The sequence below is a fragment of the Janthinobacterium sp. BHSEK genome (assembly GCF_056174685.1).
Map to the genome: position 1 here is coordinate 1 of NZ_JBWBYV010000047.1, position 23,089 is coordinate 23,089.

Sequence of the window (23,089 nt, forward strand, 5' to 3'; positions counted from 1 at the left end):
AGGGCTTACATTTCTGTAAGCCCTTGATATTCTTGGTGCCGACTGCCGGTTTCGAACTGGCCACCTGATGATTACAAATCAACTGCTCTACCAAATGAGCTAAGTCGGCAAAAACTGCGCGTTGCGAATTATACGCTATTTAATACGTGTCAGGGTCGGGCGGCCGCCTTTTTTTGGTGGCTCGTCGTCGCCGGGCGTGGCGTTGTCGCGTTGTTCGGGGGAGCTGGCCGGCACGGACGACAGGGTCGGGCCGCTGGTAGCAGGGGCGAGCACGGGCGGCGGGACGTCGGCGGAGGCGGGGCTGTCCGTCGGTTGCGCGTCGGGATCATCGTTGCCCAGCACGGGCTCGAAGGCCATGCCCTGACCGTTTTCGTTGGCGTAGATGGCCATCACGTTGTCGACCGGCACATAGATTTCGCGCGAGACGCCGCCAAAGCGGGCGTGGAAGCGGATGGCGTCGTTGTCCATCTTCAGGCCGCTGGTGGCGCCGAAGCTGATGTTGAGCACGATTTCGCCCTTTTTCACGTATTCCATCGGTACCGTGGTGCGCGAATCGACTTTGACCGCGAGATAAGGCGTGTAGCCGCTGTCGGTGCACCACTCGTAGATGGCGCGCAGCATATAAGGTTTGGTTGAGATTTCAGACATGGTAGGCACTGTGAGGCGGGAGCGCCGCCGGCAACAAATGGCGGGCGCACCGGTAGTTCAATGAAACAGAGCAACTGGAAAGAATCCAAGATGCCCCAGAAAGCGTCGCGAGCAAGCCCGATATCGGCTTGAGTAACGCAGCCGTACTTGAGTACGGCGAGTAACGCCAAGTCGAGAGCGGGCTGCGCAGCAGCTTTATGGGGATATCTTTTAGCGGCGCATGACCTTTTCGGAAGGGGTCAATGCCTCGATATACGCGGGACGCGAGAAGATGCGTTCGGCGTATTTCATCAGCGGTGCGGCCGTCTTCGACAGTTCGATGCCGTAGTGGTCCAGGCGCCACAGCAGCGGCGCGACAGCCACGTCGAGCATCGAGAATTCGTCGCCCAGCATGTACTTGTTTTTCAGGAACAGTGGCGCCAGGGTCGTCAGGCGGTCGCGGATTTCCGCGCGTGCCTTGTCGTGGGCCTTGTCGTTGCTCTTGGCGCGTTCGCTTTCCAGCACGTGCACGTGCACGAACAGTTCTTTTTCGAAATTGAACAGCATCAGGCGCGCGCGGGCGCGCATCAGCGGATCGGCCGGCATCAGTTGCGGATGCGGGAAGCGCTCATCGATGTACTCGTTGATGATGTTCGATTCATACAGGATCAGTTCGCGTTCGACCAGGATCGGCACCTGGCCATACGGGTTCATGGTCGAAATGTCTTCCGGTTTGTTGAACAGGTCGACGTCGCGCACTTCGAAGTCCATGCCTTTTTCAAACAGGACCAGGCGGCAGCGTTGCGAAAATGGGCAGGTTGTACCCGAATAGAGAACCATCATTTTTTATAGTTCCTTAGAAACAAAGGGGGTGAAGCCGCGAACGGCTCACCCCAGGTCGCTTGTCCACTCATGCGGACAACGCAGAAACAGGCATAAACCGGCCTATGGCCGGCGCCTCACTTATTTGACTTCCTTCCAGAACGACGCGTTAAGGCGCCATGCCAGCAGAGCAAAGACCGACAGGAACAGCAGTACCCAGACGCCCAGGCGCTTGCGTGTCTGCTGTGCCGGTTCGGCCATCCACTCCATGTAGCCGACCAGGTCGGCTACCGCATTGTCGTACTCGATCTTGTTCAACGTACCTGGCTTGACCTGCTCGAAGCCGGCAAATTTGTGGATCTTCTTGCCAGCTTCGTGCGGATCATTCTCTTCCACGAACTTGGCAGTCTGGACACCTTGCAATTCCCATAATACATGCGGCATGGCAACATTCGGCACGACCATGTTGTTCCAGCCGGTCGGACGAGTGTCGTCTTTATAGAACGTACGCAGGTAAGTATACAGGTAGTCGCCGCCAGTGCCAGCGGAAGATGATTTCGCGCGCGAAATTACCGACAAATCGGGCGGTACGACGCCAAAGAAGGCCTTGGCGTCCTGCGGTGCCAGGGAAGTCGTCATCAGGTCGCCGACTTTATCGCCGGAGAACAACAGATTCTTCTTGATCTGGTCTTCCGTCAAGCCCAGGTCGCGCAGGCGGTTGTAGCGCATCGACACGGCGGCGTGGCAATTCAAGCAATAATTGACGAACAATTTGGCGCCATGCTGCAGCGCTGCCATGTTGGTCTGGCGGTCAGGTGCCTTGTCCAGCGGAAAGCCGCCTTCGCTGGCGAGAGCCATGGCAGGCACGAAGGCCAGGATGGCGAGCAGTTTTTTTGCAATCTTCATATGATGTATGTCCTTTGAGCGTGGCGTGAGAGCGGCTTAGTGCGGGTGAAACGTCACACGCGACGGCACGGTCTTGAACTTGCCCATGGCACTCCACCATGGCATCAGCAGGAAGAAGCTGAAGTAAATCAGGGTGCACACTTGCGACACGATGGTTTTCGCATCCGTTGGCGCCTGGGTCCCGAGGTAGCCGAGGATCAGGAACGACAGGCCGAAGATGGCATAGATGTATTTGTGCCAAGTCGGACGGTAGCGGATCGATTTCACTGGCGAATGGTCGAGCCATGGCAGGAACGCCAGGATCACGACGGAACCGCCGAAGAACACCACGCCCCAGAATTTCGCATCGAGCACCTGCGGCAGCATGCCGATGATGGCGACGATGGCGATGCCGGCGATGATCGACTTGACCGTCGTCGACAGGCGCGACTTGAGCCAGATGAACACCACGTAGGCGGCCACGACACCCATCAGCACGTACATGAAGTCGGCCGTGGTGGCGCGCAGCACCGAGTAGAACGGCGTGAAGTACCAGGTTGGCGCGATGTGCAGCGGGGTCTTCAGCGAATCGCCGGGCAGGAAGTTGTTGTATTCCAGGAAATAACCGCCCATTTCCGGCGCGAAGAAGACGACGGCGCTGAAAATGACGAGGAAGATCGAGACGCCGAACAGGTCATGCACGGTGTAGTACGGATGCGATGGGATCGAATCGACGGGGTGGCCATCGGCGCCCAGGTTTTCCTTCACTTCGATGCCGTCCGGATTGCTGGAGCCGACTTCATGCAGGGCGATCAAGTGCGCTGCAACCAGGCCCAGCAGGACCAGCGGGATGGCGATCACGTGGAAGGCGAAGAAGCGGTTCAGGGTCGCGTCGGACACGACGTAGTCGCCGCGGATCCACAGCGACAGGTCAGGGCCGATGAAGGGGATGGCGCCGAACAGGTTGACGATCACTTGCGCGCCCCAGTACGACATCTGGCCCCATGGCAGCAGGTAGCCGAAGAACGCTTCGGCCATCAGGCACAGGAAGATGGCGAAACCGAACAGCCAGATCAGCTCACGTGGCTTGCGGTACGAGCCGTACAGCAGGCCGCGCGTCATGTGCAGGTAGACGATGATGAAGAAGGCGGAGGCGCCCGTCGAGTGCATGTAGCGCACCAGCCAGCCCCACGGTACTTCGCGCATGATGTACTCGACGGAATTGAAGGCCAGGGCCGCATCCGGTTTGTAGTGCATGGTCAGGAAGATGCCGGTGACGATCTGCAAGACCAGCACCAGCATGGCCAGCGAGCCGAAGATGTACCAGAAATTGAAGTTTTTCGGGGCGTAGTACTTGCCCCATTGGTCGTTCCACAGCTTGGTCAGGGGAAAGCGGTCATCGACCCAGCCCAGCGCTTTTTCGGCGGCGGGAGCGTCTGCCGGGAACTTCGTTTCTTTGAAAGCAGCCATGATCAAGCCTCGCCTTTCTCGTCTTTACCTATCAGCAATTTGGTGTCGCTCAGGTACATATGGCGCGGCACTTGCAGGTTGTCCGGCGCCGGCTTGTTCTTGAACACGCGGCCTGCCATGTCGAAGGTGGAGCCGTGGCAAGGGCAGAGGAAGCCGCCTTCCCAGTCATCGGGCAGCGACGGTTGCGGGCCGGGGGCAAATTTCGAGGAAGGGGAGCAGCCCAGGTGGGTGCAGATGCCGACGGCGACGAGAATTTCAGGCTTGATCGAGCGCGCCTCGTTCATGCAGTATTCCGGCGTGAATTCGGCGGGATTGCGCTGGGAATTGGCATCGGCGACTTTGCCGTCGGTCTTTTTCAGCGACGCGATCATTTCCGGCGTGCGCTTCAGGATCCAGACCGGCTTGCCGCGCCATTCGACGGTGCGCATTTCGCCGGGTTGCAAGGTGGTGATGTCTACTTCGACCGGCGCGCCAGCCGCTTTCGCGCGCTCCGACGGCTGGAAGGTGCTTACCAAGGCTCCCGCGGTTGCCAATCCAACTACACTGCCCGCCGCGCACGTGGCGACGAGCAAGCCGCGACGGCCTGAATCGACCTGCTTTTCGTTACTCATGCAAACCCCAATCAGTCAAAATGCGAATCTTTATTATGAGTGGCAGCCGCGAAAAACCCGTCGCCGAAGCTCTATCCCACTGATTGCCGCAACCCGCATCTTTGTACGGTAAAGTGGCAACATCCCTGCGGAACTTCGGACTATGGCGCAGCCCGTGCCAGTTTCTTGTTGATTATCCGGAAGTGAAAAAGCCACTTCTGGCAACCGCAAATTATAAGTGAAGCAAACAACGAATCAAACAAAAACGTTGCTTGTACCATAATTTATATACTTTTGCAGGAGGTGGCTAGTTCTTTCGAACTAGATGCGTCCGGCTGTGCACGAAATGGTCCTGCCGACAACCACAAGTTGGTGGCACTGGGAATCAATAGTATGATCGGCATGTTTTTTATACATATCCGAAGGAGAAATTCATGGCAATGATGCAAGAATTTAAAGAATTTGCAATGAAGGGTAACGTCGTCGATCTGGCGGTCGGTGTCATTATCGGTGGCGCCTTCGGCAAGATTGTCGATTCCCTGGTGCAAGACGTGATCATGCCGCCCATCGGCCGCATTTTCGGCGGCCTCGATTTCGCCAATTACTACCTGCCCCTGAATGGCCAGGCGACGACGATGACCCTGGTGGAAGCGAAAAAGGCGGGCGCCGTGCTGGCCTACGGTAACTTCCTGACCATCTTGCTCAATTTCGTCATTCTCGCCTTCATCATCTTCCAGATGGTGCGCCTGATGAACAAGGCCCGCCGCAGCGAACCGGTCGCGCCAGCCCCGGTACCGGCCACGCCGGAAGACATCGTGCTGCTGCGCGAAATCCGCGACTCCCTGCAGCAGAACGCACGCAACAGCAACAATCTGGCAAAATAAGCCGTTCCGGCACCGGCCGGCTGACCTGGGCAGAGAACTGTATGCGACGATTCTGGTTATTGTTTGCGCAAACCGTGACGATCGCGTTGGCGCTGTACTTTGTGTACGGCGCGCTGCGCCCGGCCAGCCGGGTACAGCAGCTGGGCTCTCCCGCCAAGCCGGTGCCCGTGGTGGAAACGGCGTCGAGCAGCCTGGCGCCCGGTTCCTACCGCGACGCGGCGGCGCGCGCCATGCCCGCCGTCGTCAACATCCTCACCCTGCAAGTGCCCAAGCGCGGCGCCCATCCGCTGGCGCGCGATCCCTTCTTTAAACGTTTCTTCGGTGACCGCGACCCGGACGGCGAAGATGACGAAGACTTGAAAAACAGCCTCGGCTCGGGCGTCATCGTCAGCCATGAAGGCTATGTGCTGACGAATAACCACGTGGTCGAAGGCGCCGACGAAATCGAAGTGGTGCTGACCGATGGCCGCAAGGCGCCCGCCAAGGTGGTGGGCCTGGACCCGGAAACGGACCTGGCCGTCATCAAGATCAACCTCGACAAGCTGCCCGTCATCGTGCTGGGCCAGTCGGAACTGGCGCGCGTGGGTGACGTGGTGCTGGCCATCGGCAATCCGTTCGGCGTGGGCCAGACGGTGACCATGGGCATCATTTCCGCCCTGGGCCGCAACAACCTGCACATCAACAGCTTTGAAAACTTCATCCAGACGGATGCGGCGATTAACTTCGGCAATTCGGGCGGCGCCCTGGTCGATACGCGCGGCAATCTGATCGGCATCAATACGGCGATTTATTCGCAAAGCGGCGGCTCCGTCGGCATCGGCTTCGCCATTCCCGTCTCGACGGCCAAGACCGTGATGGAAGCCATCATCAAGGATGGCCACGTGGTGCGCGGTTGGATCGGCGTGGAAACGCAGGACATCACGCCCGAGCTGGCGCAAAGCTTCAACCTGCAGCGCACCAGCGGCGCCATCATCGCCGGCGTGGTGCGCAACGGCCCGGCCGACAAGGCGGGCATCGTGCCGGGCGACATCCTGCTGACGGTGCAAGGCAAGCCTGTCGGCGACACGACGGAAATGCTGAACCTGATCGCCCAACTGCCGCCCGGCGAAAAAGCTAAAATGACGGTGCTGCGCAAGAATCGCGAAGCGGCACTCGACGTGATGGTGGGCAAGCGCCCCATCCCGAAAGAGCTTTCCAAATAGTTGTTGATCGGAATTTGACACATGCATGTGCGTGATTTGACCCAATTTTTACGTGAGCTGAGCGACAACAACAACCGTCCCTGGTTTGTCATGAACAAGCCCCGCTACGACATCCTGCGCGAGGAGTTCCTCGCCTTGGTGACTGCACTCATTGCTGAACTCGGCAAGTTCGATCCGGCCGTGAAATACTGCAATCCGAAGAAGGCCTTGTTCCGCATCAACCGCGACGTGCGTTTCGCGCACGACAAGAGCCCCTATAAAACGCGCTTTTCGGCCGCCATCGCGCCGAACGACATGCGCCGTCCCAGCAAGGCGGGCGGTCCCACGTATTATCTGCAGATCGATGGCCAGGGCAATCTGCTGTTCGGCGCCGGCGAATACATGCCGCCGCCTGGCCGCCTGAAGGCGCTGCGCGAGCATATGCTCAACGACGCGCCAGGTTTTTCCAAAGTGCTGAAAAATAAGCGTTTAAAGGCCCGTTTCGGCACCATCCAGAACGAGGGCAAGTTGCAGCGCCCGCCCAAGGGCTTCGAGGCGGACGCCGAACATATCGAATTCATCAAGCTGAAGAGCTTTTTTGTCTGGACCGAAGTGCCGCTGCCCGTCAACGCACCGGAAAAACTGCTGCCGACCCTGGCGGAAGGCTTGAAGGATGCGTGGCCGCTGGTCGAGTGGATGCGCGGCGCGAAAGAGCCCGAGGAAGTCACCGAGTAATTGCCGAAGGAGCACATGATGGCGCTGGAGCACGCAAGTTCAGGACAGGTGATCGAGGTGCTGCGCAGGGATGGCGACGACCTGTCGCAGTTTTCCGCCATCGCGCTGGCCAGGACGGATGAACTGGAATTGATCCGCATGTGCATGCCCAAGGGCAAGACCATGCCCGAGCATCATGTCCTCGGTGAAATCACCCTGCTGTGCCTGCAAGGGCAGGTGGCGGTGGAAGCGCATGGCGGCGTGCACCTGCTGGGGCCGGGGCAGATGCTGTATTTGCTCGGCGGCCAGGCGCACGCGCTGGAAGCGCGCGCAGACAGTTTATTGCTGCTCACCATACTCATGCACAAGGCGGGCCGCTAGGGTTTTCCTGTCAGGCCGCCTCGGCGCGCGGATCGCGCGACAGCAGCTGCTGCACCATCACGTGCGGCAAATCCCCATCGAACAGCACGCCGGCCACCGCGTTGGTGATCGGCATGTCGACGCCCATGCGGCGCGCCAGTTCGCGCACGGCCTTGGCGCAGGGTACGCCTTCGGCCACGTGACCGAGTTCGGCCACGATGGTGTCGAGGGCCTTGCCTTGCGCCAGGCCCAGGCCGACGCGGCGGTTGCGCGACAGGTCGCCCGTGCACGTCAGAATCAAGTCGCCCATGCCCGTCAAGCCCATGAACGTTTCCGTCTGGCCACCCAGGGCAGTGCCCAGGCGCGTGATTTCCGCCAGGCCACGCGTGATCAGCGCGGCGCGCGCATTCAAGCCCAGGCCCAGGCCGTCGGCCACGCCGGTGGCAATGGCCAGCACGTTCTTCACGGCGCCGCCCACTTCCACGCCCACCAGGTCTTCGCTCGCATACACGCGGATGGTGCCGCCATGCAAGGCCGAGACGACGGCGCCGCGCAATGGCGCGCTGTGCGAAGCGATGGTCAGCGCGCACGGCAAGCCGCGCGCCACTTCCTGCGCGAACGAGGGGCCGGACAGGGCGCCGCCGGGGATATTGTCGCCCAGAACTTCCTGCACGATCTGGTGCGGCAGCAGGCCCGTGCCGCCTTCAAATCCCTTGCATAGCCACACCAGCTTGCCGATGGCCTTGCCTTTCAGCTGGTGCAGCATGGGGCGCAGGCCCGCCACGGGGCAGGCGGCGATCAGGAGGCCGTGTTCGCCGCTGGCATGCGCGACGGCGGCGTCGAAATCGGCGCCGATGCGCAGCTGCGGCGGCAAAGGGAAGCCCGGTAAATAGCTGTTTTCGCCGCTGGCGGCCATGGCGGCCATGGCTTCGCCGTTGCGGCCCCACAGCAGCACGTCGTGGCGGCCGGCCAGGGCCATGGCCACGGCCGTGCCCCAGGCGCCTGCGCCGAGGATGGTGATCTTGCGGGGCAGGGCCTTGGCGGCGGGAGATGTATCTGGAGAAACTTGCATGCAACCTCAGTGGGGCGGAAGAAACGGGTACGGCGCGCGGGCCGGTCGCCCGGTGCGCAGGGCGGTGCTTACAGGCCCCACACTTCGCTGGTCTTGACGTAGCCGCTCTGGCCATCCTTGTGGCGTACCTTGACCCAGCCGGAGCTCGGTTGTTCGCTCATTTCCAGCAGCACGCCCTTGTCGACGAGGATGATGGCGGAGGCGTTGTCGTCGGGGCTGGCGCGAACCTTGAGATTCGCGGCGCGCGCCACGACGTTGCGCTTGGCCGACAGGCCCTTGGCTTCCGTCCAGGCCATTTCGCCGCTGGCGTCGCGCACCTTGACCCATTCGCCGTAGCTGAGCACGACTTCCAGCGGCATGCCGCGTGGCGCCACGTACAGCTTGCCGCCCTTGGAGGACGGCGCGTCATACAGGATGACGGGGGTCGCGCCCACCGTCTTGAAATCGACGGCGTGGCTGGCGGCGGTGGCCAGCAGCAGCACGGCGCCGGCCATCCAGCGGAACTTGCTCAAGAGCGCACTTTTCAACATGATATTTTTTGAACCTTAACGAAACACGGCGGCCAGGCCGCCGTGTCAGGCCAGCCCCAAGGGGCCGGCGGGGTCTTGCCTGCAGCTTAGTGCGTCGTCGCGTCGCCTGCTGGAGCAGCGGCGGCAGCGTCGGCGATGGCTTGCAGACGTTGTTGGTAGAACACTTCGAAGTTGATCTCGGCCAGGTGCACTGGCGGGAAGCCGGCACGGGTGATCACGTCGGCGATGTTGGCGCGCAGGTAAGGGTAGATGATGTTCGGGCAGCCGATTCCCAGCAGCGGATCGAGTTGATCGGCAGGAATGTTGCGTGCTTCGAAGATACCGGCTTGCTTGCCTTCAACCAGGAAAGCGACTTTTTCGCCGACCTTGGCGGTCACGGTGATGGTCACGGTGGCTTCGAAGATGCCGTCGGCCAGAGGCGCAGCGCCCACGTCCAGAGCGACTTCGATCGCTGGGGCTTCTTGTTCCAGGAAAATAGCTGGGGAATTTGGTTGTTCCAGCGACATGTCTTTCAGGTAGACGCGTTGGATTTGGAAGACTGGTTGCAGATTTTCGTCAGACATGGAACGCTTTCGTTGTAAGGGACAAGAACGGCACACCGTTCAAATATGGTGCTTGCGGTATTCAAACCGCGCCGGGTAGGCGCGGCCAGATCAGGTGCGAGGGCAATTGTATCAAAACAATACGACAAAAAACCAAGCAATTTCTCGAACCCGCTTTATATCAGGCTGCCGTGCCGTTTAACAAGGGGTCGAGCTTGCCAGCTTGATCAAGCGCATACAAATCGTCGAATCCGCCCACGTGGGTATCGCCCACATAGATCTGCGGCACCGTGCGGCGGCCCGTGCGTTCCATCATCTTGATGCGCTCTTCCGGGTCGAGGTCGACGCGGATCTTTTGCACGGCGACACCCTTGGCTTCCAACAGGCGCTCGGCGCGCACGCAATACGGGCACACGGCGGTGCTATACACAATTACGGGGACGGTCATGATGATTCCTTCTAGTTAAATGCCGGCTTACTTCGCCAGCGACAGGGTTTTCAATGGCAAACCCTGCTTTTTCCATTCGTCGAGGCCGCCTTCCAGGCTTGTTGCCTCAGCGAAACCGGCTTTGCCCAGCAGGCCGACGGCGGTTGCCGAACGCGAACCTTTCTGGCAAACCACTACAATGGGGCGCGTTTTGAATTTTTCCAGCTCGCCCATGCGTTTTGCCAGTTCCGGCAGCGGAATATTTTTTGCGTCAGGCAAGTGGCCCGTGGCGAATTCTTCCGCGCTGCGCACGTCGACGATGATGGTCTTGCCACGGTTGATCAGTTGCGTGACTTCCAGCACGGTCGCGCGCTTGCCGCGCATCGACAGCAGTGGCCAGAGGAGGGCGCCGCCGGAAATAATGACGATGGCAAACAGAAAAATGTGGTCGATAATGAATTTCACGTAGGGTCCAATGGTTTAAGTCAATCCGCGCATTATAAAATAGAAGCTGGACGAGGTCTTTTTACGTTTTGCTTTTTTGATTTGAACCCCTTGAGAAGATAGAACTATGTACAAAATCGTTTTCATGCGTCACGGCGAGTCCACCTGGAACCTCGATAACCGCTTCACCGGCTGGACCGACGTCGATCTGACGGAAAAGGGCGTCAACGAAGCCAAGGCCGCCGGCCAGATCCTCAAGCAGGAAGGTTTTACGTTCGACGTGGCCTACACTTCCGTCCTGAAGCGCGCCATCCGCACCCTGTGGCTGGCGCTCGACGAGATGGACATGATGTATTTGCCGATCAAGAATGACTGGCGCTTGAACGAGCGCCACTATGGCGCCCTGCAAGGCCTGGACAAGGGCGAGACGGCCGCCAAGTATGGCGACGAGCAAGTACTGGTCTGGCGCCGCAGCTACGACACGCCGCCGCCGCCGCTGGAAGCGAACGATGACCGCGCCTCGTACAACGATCCGCGCTATGCCGGCTTGCCGAAAGCGGCTATCCCGCTGACCGAATGCCTGAAAGACACCGTGGCGCGCGTGATGCCGGCCTGGGATGAGGAAATCGCTCCGGCCATCCGCGCCGGCAAGAAAATCATCATTTCGGCCCACGGCAACAGCCTGCGCGCGCTGATCAAGATGCTCGATGGCATCAGCGACAGCGATATCGTCGGCCTGAACATCCCGAACGGCCAGCCGCTCGTGTATGAACTGGATGCCGACCTGAAACCGATCCGTCATTACTACCTGGGCGACCCGGCGGCGATTGCGGCAGCGCAAGCGGCCGTGGCGAACCAAGGGAAGGCCAAGTAACTTGTTGTCTTTCTTCCGCGGCACAGCGATCGCCCCCTCTGCTGAACGACCCCTGCCGGCGTGGCGCGCCGGCGCCATGCTGTGCGCAGCGCTGCTCTTGTCGAGCGGTGCCGCACAGGGTGCCAAGCCCACCGAACGCAGCAAGCAGAAGGCGGCCGCGGAAGCACAACGTGCTGGATTGCAACAAAAGCTGACGGCGCTCAAGCGCGACATCAGCCGCACGGAAAGCGCCAAGGATGACGCGGCCGATACCCTGGCCGAGTCGGAAGAGGCCATTTCCAACGCCAACCGCGCCTTGCGCGACCTGGCGCAGGAACAAGGCGAGACGAGCGTGAAGCTGACGGCGCTGGGGCAGGAGCACCAGCAGCTGACGGCCACCGTCGAAAAACAAAAGACGCAGCTGTCGAAATTGCTGCGTGAACAATATGTCGCCGGCAACGAAGACCGCATCAAGCTGCTCTTGTCGGGCGACAATCCGAACCGCATCAACCGCGACCTGCAATTGATGGCGTATGTGTCGCAGGCGCAGGCGCGCCTGCTGGAAGCCTTGCGCGCCAACTTGCTGGCCGTGGAGAAAAACCAGGCGGACGTGCAGAACGCCAAGGATGAGCTGGAAGAAATCGCGCAGGAAGAGCGCGACCAGAAGGCTTTGCTGGTGCAGGAGAAGGCGCGCCGCGCCGCCTTGCTGACGAGTTTGTCGCAGCGCCTGGTGGCGCAGCGCAAGGAAGTGGGCAATGTCGAGCGCGACGAACAGCGCATGGGCAACCTGGTCGACAAGCTGGCGAAACTGATCGAAGAGCAGGCCGCCGCCGCGGCGGCCGAAAAGAAACGCCAGCAATTGCTGGCCGAGCAGCGCGCCGCCGCGAAAGCGGCCGCCGACGCCAGGATCGCCGCGGAAAAGCGCGAACGCCTGCTGGCCGCGCGCGCCAAGGCCGCCCAGGCACAGGCCGAACGCGAACGCCTGGCGAAAGAGCAACAAAACAAATCGGGCAAGATCAAGCCGCAGACGCCGCCAGCGCCGCCCGTGAAGCTCGAACCGATCGACGACGACGAGCCGCCGCAAGTGGCCAAGGTGGCGCCGAAACCCGAGCCGAAGCCGGAACCGGAGCCGGAACGCCCAAGCCTGGGGCCGGCCGCGCCGGCCGGCGCCTTTGCCAGCATGAAAGGGCAGCTGCGCGCGCCCGTGGCGGGCAAGATCGCCGCCCGCTTCGGCAGCAAGCGCGGTGACGGCCCCAGCTGGAAGGGCGTGTTCATCCGCACGGGCGAAGGCAGCGAAATCCACGCCATCGCCGGCGGCCGGGTCGTGTTTTCCGACTGGCTGCGCGGTTTCGGCAATTTGATCATCGTCGACCATGGCGGCCAGTACATGAGTATTTATGGCAATAACCAATCCCTGCTGAAACGCGTGGGCGATGCCGTCAAGGGCGGCGACGCCATTGCCAGCGCGGGCAACAGCGGCGGCAACGAGGAATCAGGGCTATACTTTGAACTGCGTCATCAGGGCCGCGCCTTCGACCCCGCCACCTGGGTGAAGTTTTAAGTTCCCACCATTGCTGCGGCAGCGAAATTGTAGATTGCGAAGAATTCATGGGTATCAAAGTCAAAAGTATCGGCCTGATCGGTCTGGGCGTCCTGGCCGGCATCGGCATGTCGCTGCAGTACCCGGCCGTGGCGCAGAAAATCACGAATGCCCCGCTGCCGCTCGACGAGCTGCGCCAGCTGTCCGACGTCTTCGGCCTGATCAAGACCGATTATGTCGAGAAGGTGGAAGACAAGAAACTCTTGACGGAAGCCATCTCCGGCATGGTCTCGTCGCTGGACCCGCATTCCGTCTACCTGGATAAAAATGCCTTCAAGGAAATGCGCGAAAGCGTGCAGGGCAAGTTTGTCGGCATCGGCATCGAAGTGAGCATGGAAGACGGCTACGTGAAAGTCGTCTCGCCCATCGAGGACAGCCCGGCCGCCAAGGCCGGCATCCTGGCGGGCGACCTGATCACCCGTCTCGACAACATTCCGCTGAAAGGCCTGCAACTGGAAGAGGTCATCAAGAAGATGCGCGGCCAGCCTGGCAGCAAGCTGGTGCTGACGATGTCGCGCAAGGGCGAAAGCAAGCCGCTGGTCTTCCCCATCGTGCGCGAGGAAATCCGCGTGCAAAGCGTGAAGGCCAAGATGGTCGCGCCCGGCTATGCCTGGCTGCGCATCGCCCAGTTCCAGGAACCGACCGTCGACGACATGGTCAAAAAGATCAACGCGCTGTATGCGCAAGACCCCAAGCTCAAGGGCCTGGTGCTGGACTTGCGCAACGATCCCGGCGGCGTCGTGCCGGGCGCCATCGGCGTGGCGACAGCATTTCTTCCGGGTAACTCCGTGATCGTTTCCACCAAGGGCCAGCTGCCTGAGTCGAAACAGGTGTTTTATGGCCGCCGCGAATTCTATGCGCCGCCGGGCGCCAAGGCCGACCCGCTGGCCAAGCTGCCGGCCGCGCTGAAAACCGTGCCGCTGGTGGTGCTGGTCAATGCCGGTTCCGCTTCCGCCTCGGAAATCGTCGCCGGCGCCTTGCAGGATTACCAGCGCGCCACCGTCATCGGCACGCAAACGTTCGGCAAGGGTTCCGTGCAAACCTTGCGCCAGATCACGGCCGACACGGCCGTCAAGCTGACGACGGCCCGCTACTACACGCCGAAAGGCCGCGCCATCCAGGCGCGCGGCATCGTGCCCGACCTGCTGGTCGATGAAACGGCCGAAGGCGACGGCTGGAACAGCCTGCGCGTGCGCGAGGCGGACCTGGAAAAACACCTGAGCAGCGACGATGGCAAGCCGGAAGCGGCCAAGCCGACGATGGAAGGCATGCAGGATCAGCTGGAAGAAGAGCAGCGCCTGATCGCCACGGCGAAAAAACGCAAGCCGCTCGAATACGGCGCCAAGGACGATTTCCAGCTGCAGCAAGCCTTGAACCATTTCCAGGGCTTGCCGGTACAGCTGGCCAAGGTCGACCCGAAGGTGGAGAAGATCGGCGCCAAGCCGGAAATCGCTTCCGACATCAAGGCGGACGACAAGAAGATTCCCGTGCGAAAACCGTAGTCGCCGCCATGAACGACGCTCAACTGCTGCGCTATTCGCGCCACATCCTGTTAGACGAGATCGGCATCGAAGGCCAGCAAGCCTTGCTCGACGCGCATGTGCTGGTGATCGGCGCCGGCGGACTCGGTTCGCCGGCCGCCATGTACCTGGCCGCCAGCGGCGTCGGCAAGCTGACCCTGGTCGACGACGATACGGTCGATCTGACCAATCTGCAGCGCCAGATCGCCCACACCACGCAGCGCGTGGGCCAGCCGAAAGTGCTGTCGGCGCGCGAAACCTTGACCGGCATCAATCCCGAGATAGCCATCATCGCCTTGCAGGAGCGTCTGGACGGTGCGCGCCTGGCCGAACTGGTCTTGTCCGCCACGGTGGTGCTCGACTGCACCGACAACTTCGCCACGCGCCACGCCGTCAACCGCGCCTGCGTGGCGGCCAGGGTGCCGCTGGTGTCGGGCGCCGTGATCCGTTTCGACGGGCAAGTGAGCGTGTTCGACCCGCGCACGGGCACGCAGCCCTGTTATTCCTGCCTGTTTCCGCAGGAGCAGCAGTTCACGGACGAGGCGTGCTCGACCATGGGCGTGTTCGCGCCGCTGGTGGGCGTGGTGGGCGCCATGCAGGCGGCCGAGGCCTTGAAACTCATCATGGGTGCGGGCGAATCTCTGGCCGGGCGCCTGCTGCTGCTCGACGGTTTGCACATGGAATGGAGCAGCATGCGCGTCGCGCGCGATCCCGGCTGCGCCGTTTGCGGCAAAGTGGTCTTGCCCGCCTGACGGCCGCCGCACAAATTTTTCCCCATATGACAAGCTTTGTCATATTTCCGCTTTATACTCTGCTCTCATTACTCACCTTCTTCTCTCTTTCTTATGCAAAACGCAGCAAACCATCCGATACGCCAGCGCCGCGCGCGCGGCTTCACTTTGATCGAAATCATGGTCGTGGTGGTGATCATGGGCATCCTCGCCTCGCTGGTGGTGCCCAAGCTGATCGCCCGCACGGGCGAGTCGAAAGTGGCGGCGGCGAAAGTCGACATCGCCACCGTGATGCAAGCCTTGAAACTGTACCGCCTGGATAACCAGCGCTACCCGACCACCGAGCAGGGCTTGCAGGCGCTGATCGAAAAACCGACCACGGGCCCGGCCGCGAATGGCTGGAAAGCGGGCGGCTACCTGGAAAAGATGCCGAAGGATCCATGGGGCAACCCGTACCAGTTCCTGTCGCCGGGCGTGAAGGGCGAAGTTGATATCATCTCGCTGGGCGCCGACGGCCAGCCTGGCGGTAGCGGCGACGATGCCGATATCGGCTCCTGGGAACTGTAAGTTTTCCATTGCATGCCTGCCATGACCACCGGTCGCGCACTGCCCCGGCCACGCGCCAGCGGCTTCACGCTGATCGAATTGCTGGTGGTGATGGTCATCATCGGCGTCACCCTGGGCCTGGTGTCGCTGAACGCCATGCCGAATGGCCAGCAGGCGCTGCAAAAGGAAGCCGAGCGCATCGCCCTGCTGCTGCAGCTGGCGCGCGATGAAGCCATCGTGCGCAGCCGGCAAGTGGCGTTCGAGGCGGACGAAAATCAATACCGTTTCCTGGTCCTCAATGAAAAGCTGTGGCAACCCGTGACGCAGGACGATTTGCTGCGCGAGCGCGCGTTTGCGAATACCCCCATGCTGCTCAGCGTGCAGCCGTCGAGCAGCGTGGCCCAGCCGCTGCGCATCATCTTCGGCCGCGAACCGGTCGACAAGCCTTTCGTGCTGACCCTGGCCAGCGGCGAGCGCAGCGTGGCCATCCGCGCCGACGGCATCGGCCACTTCACGGTCGAGCAATGATGCGGCGCTCATTTCGCCGCCAGCTTGGCTTCACTTTGCTGGAAGTCCTGGTCGCCCTCGTCATCGTCGGCACGGCCCTGGGCGCCTCGCTGCGCGCCGTCGGCAGCCTGACGCAGAACAGCGATGGCTTGCGCAGCGCCATGATGGCCACCTGGTCGGCGGAAAACCACCTGGTGCGCCTGCGCCTGGCGAAGACGTTCCCGCAGACGGGCAAGCGCACGGTCGATTGCCCGCAGGGCGACCTGAAGCTGATCTGTGAAGAGGAAGTGGTGGCCACGCCGAATCCCCGTATCCGCCAGGTGCGCGTCAACGTGTACGACGTGCAATATCCGGCCCGCCGCATCGTGCGCCTGGTCTTGCTTTCCTTTAACGACTGATGGCGCGCCGCCCCGTCCCTGCTGGTGGTTTCACGCTGATCGAGCTGCTCGTGGCGATCGGCATCCTGGCCATGGTCGCCGTATTGGGCTGGCGCGGCCTGGACAGCATCATGCGTTCGCGCGAAGTGCTGACCAGCCAGCTGGAGCAGGCGCGCGGCATGCAGCTGGCGTTTGCCCAGATGCAAAGCGATTGCGACCACCTGGCCGGTGCAGGGCAGAACAACAATCTGCTGAATGGCCGCATCAACCTGACGGCGGAAAACGACCGCCTGACCCTGGTGCGCCTGGCCGCGTCGGAGCAGGAGCCGCAGCAGTTGCAAGTGGTCACTTACCGCCTGCGCGGCGGCGTGCTGACGCGGCGCGAGTCGAACGGCACGCGCGACCTGGCCGTGCTCGACACCCTGTGGCAGGCGGCGCGCGACGATACCGATACCTCCAGCGCCGACGTGGCCCTGATGCGCGGCGTCGACAGCATGGTCATGCGCGGCTGGAACAATGGCGCCTGGAACGTGCTGACGGCCGGCGCCGCCATCTCCACGCAAGTGCCGGGCCTGGAAGTGACCTTGCAGATGCCGGGCCAGGATGCGGGCCTGTCCAAAGTCTTTTTATTGGGGCCGGGATGAAGCCGTTTACTCGCCCCGTGCGCCAGCGCGGCGTGGCCGTCATCACGGCCTTGCTGCTGACGGCGCTGGCCATCACGGTCGTCGCCAGCCTGTTCTGGCAGCAGCAGGTGCAGGTGCGCTCGATGGAAAACCAGCGCCTGCGCCTGCAGACGCAGTGGGCCATGCGCGGCATGGTCGACTTTGCCCGCTTCTGGCTGCGCCAGGACAATCCCATGCTGACGGCCGCCGATGGCGTCTGGGCCACGCCGATCGAGGAAGCGCGGCTCGACGATTATGTGGACCGCGAAAAGGTCGATACGGAAAAATTCGACGCCACCGTCTCGGGCCGCGCACTCGATGCGCAGGCGCGTTTCAATATTACCAACCTGGTCGACGCCACGGGCACCGTCAATCCGAAGCAGGTGCTGGCCTACCAGCGATTATTGTCAAATATGAAGCTCGACAGTGGCCTGGCGCAAGCGACGGCCGATGCCGTGCTGCGCGCCAAGCCGAAACCGCGCAGCAGCGGCGCCGACGGCAAGACGCCCGCCGCCAAGCCCGCCACGAGCGGCGGCAGCGAACCGGTGGCGTTCACGCAGGTCGAGGATCTGCTGGCCGTGCCCGGCTATACGCCGCAGATGATCGAGCAGCTGCGCGATGTCGTCATCATCCTGCCGGAACTCACGCCGATCAACGTGAATACGGCCCCGGCCGAGGTGCTGGCGGCCGTGACGATGATGTCGCTGTCCGAGGCCAGCGCCCTGACCTTGAGCAATCCGCGTAAAAAGTTTGTCGATTTTGCAAACTTCAAGAATAATATTAGTGGCAATGTGATTGAGGGCGTCGAGCTTGACGTGAAGAGCCGCTACTTTCTCACCGTCATCCGCGTGCGGCTGGACCGCGCCGCCCTGGATGCCGTGGCGCTCGTCAATCGAAAAACGGATCCGCAGCGCACCACCAGCCTGGTCTGGCTGCGGGAAAATTAACAGCTGAAAGCGAGTCACTTTGACAATATTGTATATCCGTCACCCGGCCAAGGCGTCCACCGATAGCGCGCCCGCCTGCTCCTTCGTGCTGGCCGGCGACGGCGGCACTCTGCTGCAGCAAGGCAGCGCGCCGCTGGGCAGCCTGGGCCAGCTGATCGCCGGCGCGAAGCAGGTGGTGCTGCTGCTGGCGGCGGCCGACGTGACCCTGCTGCGCCTGAAAACCCCGCCGCTGGCCGGCGCCCGTTTGCGCGCGGCCTTGCCGGGCCTGGTGGAAGAACACATCCTCGGCGACGCCCAGGATTGCCTGCTGGCCGCTGGCGCGCCCGATGCGGCCGGCATGCGCACGGTGGCCGTGGCGCAGCGCGCCTGGGCCGAGGTGTTGGTAAAAGCTTTGCTGGCGCAGGGCGCGCGCAAGGTGGCGCTGCTGCCGTCGCAGCTATGCCTGCCCTTGCAGCCGGGCAGCGTGACGGCCGCCCTGCACGCGGCCGGCGACAGCCTGGAACTGGCCTTGCGCCAGGCGCCGCAGGAGGGGCTGGGCCTGGTCTTGCCGGCCCAGCCGCAGCAGGCGCTGCTGACGACGCGCGCGTTTGCCGGCGACGTGCCCCTGACGGTCTACGTGGCGCAGGCCGAGCTGGCGCAGTATCAACAGCTGGCCGCCGGCATGCACGGCGTGACGGTGGAGCCCGACCACTGGGCGCACTGGATCGCCGGCGCCAGAGGGGCGGGGATGGATCTGGCCCCTGCCCTGGGCACGGCCACGGGATCGGCCACCGAGTGGCGCCGCTGGCGCTGGCCCATCCGTCTGGCGCTGCTGGCCGTGATCGTCAACCTGGCCGGCATGAATATCGAATGGATGCGTTTGAAGCGCGAGGCGGCCACCGTGCGCACCTCGATGCAGCAAACCTTCAAGGCTGCGTATCCGAACGAGGCGCCCGTGTACGGGCTGGAAGCGGAACAGATGCGGCGCAATATCGCCGCCGCCCGCCTGCAGGGCGGGCAGGCGAGCATGGATGACTTCACCAGCATGAGCGCGGCGCTGGGCGAGGCGCTGGGCGGCCTGGCCGGGCGCGGCGTGGTGGCCTCGCTGGAATACCGCGAGCGCGCCCTGATCGTCAAGCTGAAGCCGGACATGGTCGACGCCAGCGCCCAGGCACAGGTGCGCGACGGCCTGGCCGCGCGCAAGCTGGCCTTGAATGAAACGGCGCCGGGCGTGTGGAAGATCACGCCGGCCACGGGAGCAAAAGCATGAGTGCAGCAGTGAACAAGGCGCGCGCCGCGCTGGTGGGCCGGCAGCAGGCCGTGCTGGCCTTCTGGGCCGAGCGCACGCAGCAGGAGCGCAAGCTTTTGAGCATCGGCGGCGTGGTGGCGGGGCTGGCCCTCGTCTACGCCGTGTTTTTCGAGCCGGCCTGGACGGGACGCATCGCCTTGCAAAAGAGCTTGCCCGAGCTGCGCCAGAATGCGGCCCAGCTGCAGGCGCTGGCGCGTGAGGCGGGCGAACTGGCGCGCCAGGCGCCCGTGCAGGTGGCGCCCATGAGCCGCGACAGCCTCGAGGCCTCGCTGAAGGCGCGCGGCCTGGCGCCGCAATCGCTGTCGCTGACGGGAGAATACGCGCGCGTGCAGTTGAACGGCGTGCCGTTCGCCAGCGTCATGCTGTGGCTGGACGGCTTGCGCCGCGAAGGCCGCGTGGCGGTGCAGGAAGCGAAGATCACGGCGCAGACGGTGCAGGACAAGGCGGTGGCGGGCCTGGTCGACGCCAGCCTGACCCTGCACCAGAGCCCGGGCGCGGCACGATGATGCGCCTGCTTGGCTGGCTGCTGGCCATCATCGTCAGCGTCTGCGTCACCCTGCTGGTGTTTTTCCCGGCCAGCTGGGTGGCCAGTATCGTGGAGAAGCAGACGGGCGGACGTTTGACCTTGGGCGACGCGCAAGGTACCCTGTGGCGCGGCTCGGCCTTTATCGGCGGGGCGGCCAGCGCGAATGGCGCCGTGACGCCCCTGCTGCCGGGGCGTTTCAGCTGGCGCATTTCGCCCTCGGTGCTGTGGGGATCGGCGGACGTGGAACTGCAGAATCCGCAGGCGCTGTCGCAGCCGGTGAACCTGCGCGGCTCGTGGTCGCACTGGCAGGTCAGCCCGGCGGCCCTGCTGCTGCCGGCCGATGGCCTCGGCGGTCTCGGTGCGCCGTTAAACACCGTGGCGCCGACGGGCAGCATGCGCCTGTCGTGGAGTACCTTGCAGCTGGCCCTGGAGCAGCGGCAGTTTTCCGCCGTCGGCCGCACCACCCTGCAGATGACGGACATGGCCTCGCGCCTGTCGTCCTTGCGTCCGCTGGGCAGCTACGAACTCGATTTCGATTGGCAGGGGCAGCAGGCGACGTTGACCTTGCGCTCCATCAAGGGACCGCTGCTGCTCGACGGCAGCGGCAGCCTGCAACAGGGGCGCATGCAGTTTTCCGGCCAGGCCCAGGCCGCAGCAGGATATGAAGAGACCTTGGCGAGTTTGTTGAATTTGCTGGGACAGCGCCGTAGCAATAGCGAAAAAAACATCATCGCCTTAGAGTTCAGACAATGAAAAAACCATCCGTGAGCCCAATTACCTCCTCCTTCTCGCTGCGCCGCCTGTCGGCCGCCGCCTTGCTGTGCTGTTCCGTGGCCGGCATGCCGGCGCCCGTCTGGGCCGCGCCCGGCGATGAGGCGGCGCTCAATTTCGTCGGCGCCGACATCGAATCGGTGATCAAGGCGGTGGGCCATTACACCAACATCAATTTCGTCATCGACCCGCGCGTCAAGGGCACGATCACCCTGGTGTCGGAGAAATCGATCAGCAAGACGCAGGCGTTCGGGCTGCTGGCCTCGGCCTTGCGCCTGCAGGGCTACGCGGTGGTCTCCGGCGACGGCTATGCCAAGGTGGTGCCGGAAGCGGACGCCAAGCTGCAATCCGTGCCGACCCAGGTGGGCAACGGCGCCAGTCAGGTGAAGGGCGACCAGATCGCCACCCAGGTGTTTTACCTGAACTACGAATCGTCGGCCAACCTGCTGGCCGTGCTGCGTCCCCTGATTTCGCCGAACAACACGATCAATGCCAACCCGGGCAACAACTCGCTGGTGATCACCGATTATGCGGATAACCTCAAGCGCCTGGCGAAGATCATCGCCGCGCTCGACGTGCCCGCCTCGACGGACCTGGACGTGATCCCCGTGCGCTACGCCATCGCCTCCGACCTGGCCTCGATGGTCAATAAACTGATGGAGGGCGGGAATGCGGGCGCCGGCGCGGCCGGCGATACGGGCAAGGTGTCCGTGCTGGCCGACCCGCGCACCAATTCGCTGGTGCTGCGCGCGCCGTCGGCGGCGCGCGCCAACCTGGCCAAGTCGCTGATCTCGAAGCTGGACCAGCCCACCACGCAGCTGGGCAACGTGCACGTGGTGTACCTGAAAAATGCAGATGCCACCAAGCTGGCGCAGACCCTGCGCTCGGTGGTGACGTCGGACGGCACGGCCGCTTCGGCGCAGCAGGGCACCAGCAGCCAGAGCACGAACAACCAGATCAGCCAGAACAACAGCGGCATGAACAGCACTGGCCTGGGCGGCAATACGCAAAGCGGCACCACGGGCGGCGCTTCGCTGAACAACGGGCCGCAGCAGCTGTCGTCCGGCGGCGCGGCCGGCTTCATCCAGGCCGACGCTTCCACCAACACCCTGATCCTGACCTGCAACGAAGCCGTCTACCGCAACCTGCGCGCCGTGATCGACCAGCTCGACGTGCGCCGCGCCCAGGTCTACATCGAGGCGCTGATCGTCGAAGTGACGTCGGCCAAGGCGTCCGAGTTCGGCGTGCAGTGGCTGGGGCTTTCCGGCGACAGCACCAGCAACTACCGCGTGGGCGCGCTGCAGTCGTTCGCCGGCGGCACCAACAACAATATCGCCGCCATCGCCACCGGTGGTGGCAAGACCCTGCCCACGGGCGGCCTGACCCTGGGCATCTTCAAGCAGATCAACGGCGCGCTGGGCCTGGGTGCCGTGGCGCATGCGCTGGAATCGGACGGCAACGCCAACATCCTGTCGACGCCGAACCTGATCACCCTGGATAATGAACTGGCGACCATCAAGGTGGGCCAGAACGTGCCTATCCTGACGGGCCAGTACACCAGCACGGCCGGCACCAACACGAATCCCTTCCAGACCATCGACCGCAAGGAAGTGGGCCTGACGCTGAAGGTGCGCCCGCAGATTTCCGAGGGCGGCACGATCAAGCTGGGCATCTATCACGAGACGTCGAGCGTGGACAAATCCACGTCGACGGCCGTCAGCGGCATCACCATCAACAACCGCGTGATCGAAAACAATGTGCTGGCCGACGATGGCCAGATCATCGTGCTCGGTGGCCTGATCGAGGACAGCACGGGCGACAATGCGGAAAAAGTGCGCGGCCTGGGCGACATTCCCCTGATCGGCAACCTGTTCAAGTACCAGACGCGCGAGCGCAAGAAAACCAATCTGATGATCTTCCTGCGCCCTGTCATCGTGCGCAACAAGGAGCAGAGCGGCAGCCTGGCGGCCGACCGCTACGATTACATGCGCTCGGCCGAGACGGCCGCCGTGCCGGCCACGGGCAACCTGATGCTGAAGGACCTGGGCACGCCCGTGCTGCCGGCCCTGCAGGATGGCCAGCCCGTGGGCGGCAGCATGGTGACGCGTCCCGTGCCGCCGGCACCGACGCCGCCGCCAGGCGCGCCGGCCAACGCCGCCACGCCGCCGCAGCCGCTGCTGCAGCAATACCAGCAGCAGCCGCAGAAGTGATGG

General features: G+C 62.9%; 27 protein-coding genes and 1 tRNA gene. 17 read left to right on the plus strand and 11 right to left on the minus strand.

Features of this window, described 5'->3' with window-relative positions; translation table 11 throughout:
* Positions 1-33 precede the first annotated feature (33 nt).
* The 6 genes from AC0V2Y_RS16670 to petA form a co-directional block, all read right to left on the minus strand.
* Positions 34-109, minus strand: a tRNA-Thr gene (locus tag AC0V2Y_RS16670).
* Positions 110-135: 26 nt separating this feature from the next.
* Positions 136-648 carry a ClpXP protease specificity-enhancing factor gene (locus AC0V2Y_RS16675; RefSeq protein ID WP_070289470.1) on the minus strand — a complete coding sequence of 171 codons (513 nt, stop codon included), beginning with the start codon at positions 646-648 and terminating at the stop codon, positions 136-138.
* Positions 649-858: 210 nt separating this feature from the next.
* Positions 859-1,470, minus strand: coding sequence for a glutathione S-transferase N-terminal domain-containing protein (locus AC0V2Y_RS16680; protein WP_010394154.1), 612 nt, complete (start codon positions 1,468-1,470; stop codon positions 859-861).
* Positions 1,471-1,590: 120 nt separating this feature from the next.
* Positions 1,591-2,355, minus strand: a complete 765-nt coding sequence (locus AC0V2Y_RS16685) for a cytochrome c1 (RefSeq protein WP_326457741.1) — start codon at positions 2,353-2,355, stop codon at positions 1,591-1,593.
* A gap of 36 nt (positions 2,356-2,391) precedes the next feature.
* Positions 2,392-3,804, minus strand: a complete 1,413-nt coding sequence (locus AC0V2Y_RS16690; protein WP_475415856.1) for a cytochrome b — start codon at positions 3,802-3,804, stop codon at positions 2,392-2,394.
* 2 nt (positions 3,805-3,806) lie between these two features.
* Positions 3,807-4,415, minus strand: coding sequence for a ubiquinol-cytochrome c reductase iron-sulfur subunit (gene petA / locus AC0V2Y_RS16695; RefSeq protein WP_034753009.1), 609 nt, complete (start codon positions 4,413-4,415; stop codon positions 3,807-3,809).
* Positions 4,416-4,828: 413 nt separating this feature from the next.
* Here petA and mscL point away from each other — a divergent pair, with 413 nt between their 5' ends.
* The 4 genes from mscL to AC0V2Y_RS16715 are packed head-to-tail and all read left to right on the plus strand — an operon-like array spanning position 4,829 to position 7,554.
* Positions 4,829-5,278, plus strand: coding sequence for a large conductance mechanosensitive channel protein MscL (mscL, locus tag AC0V2Y_RS16700; RefSeq protein ID WP_475415857.1), 450 nt, complete (start codon positions 4,829-4,831; stop codon positions 5,276-5,278).
* 41 nt (positions 5,279-5,319) lie between these two features.
* Complete coding sequence (locus AC0V2Y_RS16705) at positions 5,320-6,480, plus strand: Do family serine endopeptidase (RefSeq protein WP_071650259.1); 1,161 nt, start codon at positions 5,320-5,322, stop codon at positions 6,478-6,480.
* 21 nt (positions 6,481-6,501) lie between these two features.
* Positions 6,502-7,194: a DUF2461 domain-containing protein gene (locus tag AC0V2Y_RS16710; protein WP_475415858.1), complete on the plus strand. Its 693-nt coding sequence runs from the start codon at positions 6,502-6,504 to the stop codon at positions 7,192-7,194.
* A gap of 15 nt (positions 7,195-7,209) precedes the next feature.
* A complete protein-coding gene (locus AC0V2Y_RS16715) occupies positions 7,210-7,554 on the plus strand; it encodes a cupin domain-containing protein (RefSeq protein WP_475415859.1) in 345 nt (114 codons plus the stop codon).
* Between the two features lie 10 nt (positions 7,555-7,564).
* Here the strand turns inward: AC0V2Y_RS16715 and AC0V2Y_RS16720 are convergent, their stop codons facing one another.
* The 5 genes from AC0V2Y_RS16720 to AC0V2Y_RS16740 all read right to left on the minus strand — a co-directional run bounded on the left by AC0V2Y_RS16720 (position 7,565) and on the right by AC0V2Y_RS16740 (position 10,569).
* On the minus strand, positions 7,565-8,605 hold the full coding sequence (locus AC0V2Y_RS16720) for an NAD(P)H-dependent glycerol-3-phosphate dehydrogenase (protein WP_475415860.1): 1,041 nt from the start codon (positions 8,603-8,605) through the stop codon (positions 7,565-7,567).
* A 68-nt stretch (positions 8,606-8,673) separates the two neighbouring features.
* Entirely contained in the window at positions 8,674-9,135 is a 462-nt protein-coding gene (locus tag AC0V2Y_RS16725; protein WP_475415861.1) for an SH3 domain-containing protein, read from the minus strand.
* Positions 9,136-9,221: 86 nt separating this feature from the next.
* Positions 9,222-9,698 carry a protein-export chaperone SecB gene (gene secB / locus AC0V2Y_RS16730; protein ID WP_076565035.1) on the minus strand — a complete coding sequence of 159 codons (477 nt, stop codon included), beginning with the start codon at positions 9,696-9,698 and terminating at the stop codon, positions 9,222-9,224.
* Between the two features lie 160 nt (positions 9,699-9,858).
* Positions 9,859-10,125 carry a glutaredoxin 3 gene (gene grxC / locus AC0V2Y_RS16735; RefSeq protein ID WP_070220900.1) on the minus strand — a complete coding sequence of 89 codons (267 nt, stop codon included), beginning with the start codon at positions 10,123-10,125 and terminating at the stop codon, positions 9,859-9,861.
* 27 nt (positions 10,126-10,152) lie between these two features.
* Complete coding sequence (locus AC0V2Y_RS16740; RefSeq protein WP_070220898.1) at positions 10,153-10,569, minus strand: rhodanese-like domain-containing protein; 417 nt, start codon at positions 10,567-10,569, stop codon at positions 10,153-10,155.
* Positions 10,570-10,675: 106 nt separating this feature from the next.
* Here AC0V2Y_RS16740 and gpmA point away from each other — a divergent pair, with 106 nt between their 5' ends.
* The 13 genes from gpmA (at position 10,676) to gspD (ending at position 23,086) form a co-directional block, all read left to right on the plus strand.
* Positions 10,676-11,422, plus strand: coding sequence for a 2,3-diphosphoglycerate-dependent phosphoglycerate mutase (gene gpmA, locus AC0V2Y_RS16745; RefSeq protein ID WP_070313039.1), 747 nt, complete (start codon positions 10,676-10,678; stop codon positions 11,420-11,422).
* A 76-nt stretch (positions 11,423-11,498) separates the two neighbouring features.
* Positions 11,499-12,962 (plus strand): murein hydrolase activator EnvC family protein, encoded by a 1,464-nt coding sequence (locus AC0V2Y_RS16750; protein WP_475415908.1) that lies wholly within the window; start codon positions 11,499-11,501, stop codon positions 12,960-12,962.
* Positions 12,963-13,009: 47 nt separating this feature from the next.
* Positions 13,010-14,503: a S41 family peptidase gene (locus tag AC0V2Y_RS16755; RefSeq protein WP_475415862.1), complete on the plus strand. Its 1,494-nt coding sequence runs from the start codon at positions 13,010-13,012 to the stop codon at positions 14,501-14,503.
* Between the two features lie 8 nt (positions 14,504-14,511).
* Positions 14,512-15,273, plus strand: a complete 762-nt coding sequence (locus tag AC0V2Y_RS16760) for a HesA/MoeB/ThiF family protein (protein ID WP_475415863.1) — start codon at positions 14,512-14,514, stop codon at positions 15,271-15,273.
* Between the two features lie 93 nt (positions 15,274-15,366).
* Complete coding sequence (gene gspG / locus AC0V2Y_RS16765; protein WP_035823835.1) at positions 15,367-15,819, plus strand: type II secretion system major pseudopilin GspG; 453 nt, start codon at positions 15,367-15,369, stop codon at positions 15,817-15,819.
* Positions 15,820-15,831: 12 nt separating this feature from the next.
* Positions 15,832-16,326 (plus strand): GspH/FimT family pseudopilin, encoded by a 495-nt coding sequence (locus AC0V2Y_RS16770; RefSeq protein WP_051991350.1) that lies wholly within the window; start codon positions 15,832-15,834, stop codon positions 16,324-16,326.
* The gene (gene gspI / locus AC0V2Y_RS16775) at positions 16,326-16,703 is read left to right on the plus strand and encodes a type II secretion system minor pseudopilin GspI (protein WP_475415864.1); all 378 of its coding nucleotides are present in this window, start codon (positions 16,326-16,328) and stop codon (positions 16,701-16,703) included. The genes AC0V2Y_RS16770 and gspI overlap by 1 nt, the downstream gene beginning before the upstream one ends.
* Positions 16,703-17,326, plus strand: a complete 624-nt coding sequence (locus AC0V2Y_RS16780) for a PulJ/GspJ family protein (RefSeq protein ID WP_475415865.1) — start codon at positions 16,703-16,705, stop codon at positions 17,324-17,326. Before gspI ends, AC0V2Y_RS16780 begins: the two co-directional genes overlap by 1 nt.
* Positions 17,323-18,291 (plus strand): type II secretion system minor pseudopilin GspK, encoded by a 969-nt coding sequence (gene gspK / locus AC0V2Y_RS16785; RefSeq protein WP_475415866.1) that lies wholly within the window; start codon positions 17,323-17,325, stop codon positions 18,289-18,291. Before AC0V2Y_RS16780 ends, gspK begins: the two co-directional genes overlap by 4 nt.
* 19 nt (positions 18,292-18,310) lie before the next feature.
* Positions 18,311-19,540 carry a type II secretion system protein GspL gene (gene gspL / locus AC0V2Y_RS16790; RefSeq protein ID WP_475415867.1) on the plus strand — a complete coding sequence of 410 codons (1,230 nt, stop codon included), beginning with the start codon at positions 18,311-18,313 and terminating at the stop codon, positions 19,538-19,540.
* Complete coding sequence (gspM, locus tag AC0V2Y_RS16795; protein ID WP_475415868.1) at positions 19,537-20,085, plus strand: type II secretion system protein GspM; 549 nt, start codon at positions 19,537-19,539, stop codon at positions 20,083-20,085. Before gspL ends, gspM begins: the two co-directional genes overlap by 4 nt.
* Positions 20,082-20,858, plus strand: coding sequence for a type II secretion system protein N (locus tag AC0V2Y_RS16800; RefSeq protein ID WP_475415869.1), 777 nt, complete (start codon positions 20,082-20,084; stop codon positions 20,856-20,858). Before gspM ends, AC0V2Y_RS16800 begins: the two co-directional genes overlap by 4 nt.
* Positions 20,855-23,086, plus strand: coding sequence for a type II secretion system secretin GspD (gspD, locus tag AC0V2Y_RS16805; protein WP_475415870.1), 2,232 nt, complete (start codon positions 20,855-20,857; stop codon positions 23,084-23,086). Before AC0V2Y_RS16800 ends, gspD begins: the two co-directional genes overlap by 4 nt.
* Positions 23,087-23,089 lie beyond the last annotated feature (3 nt).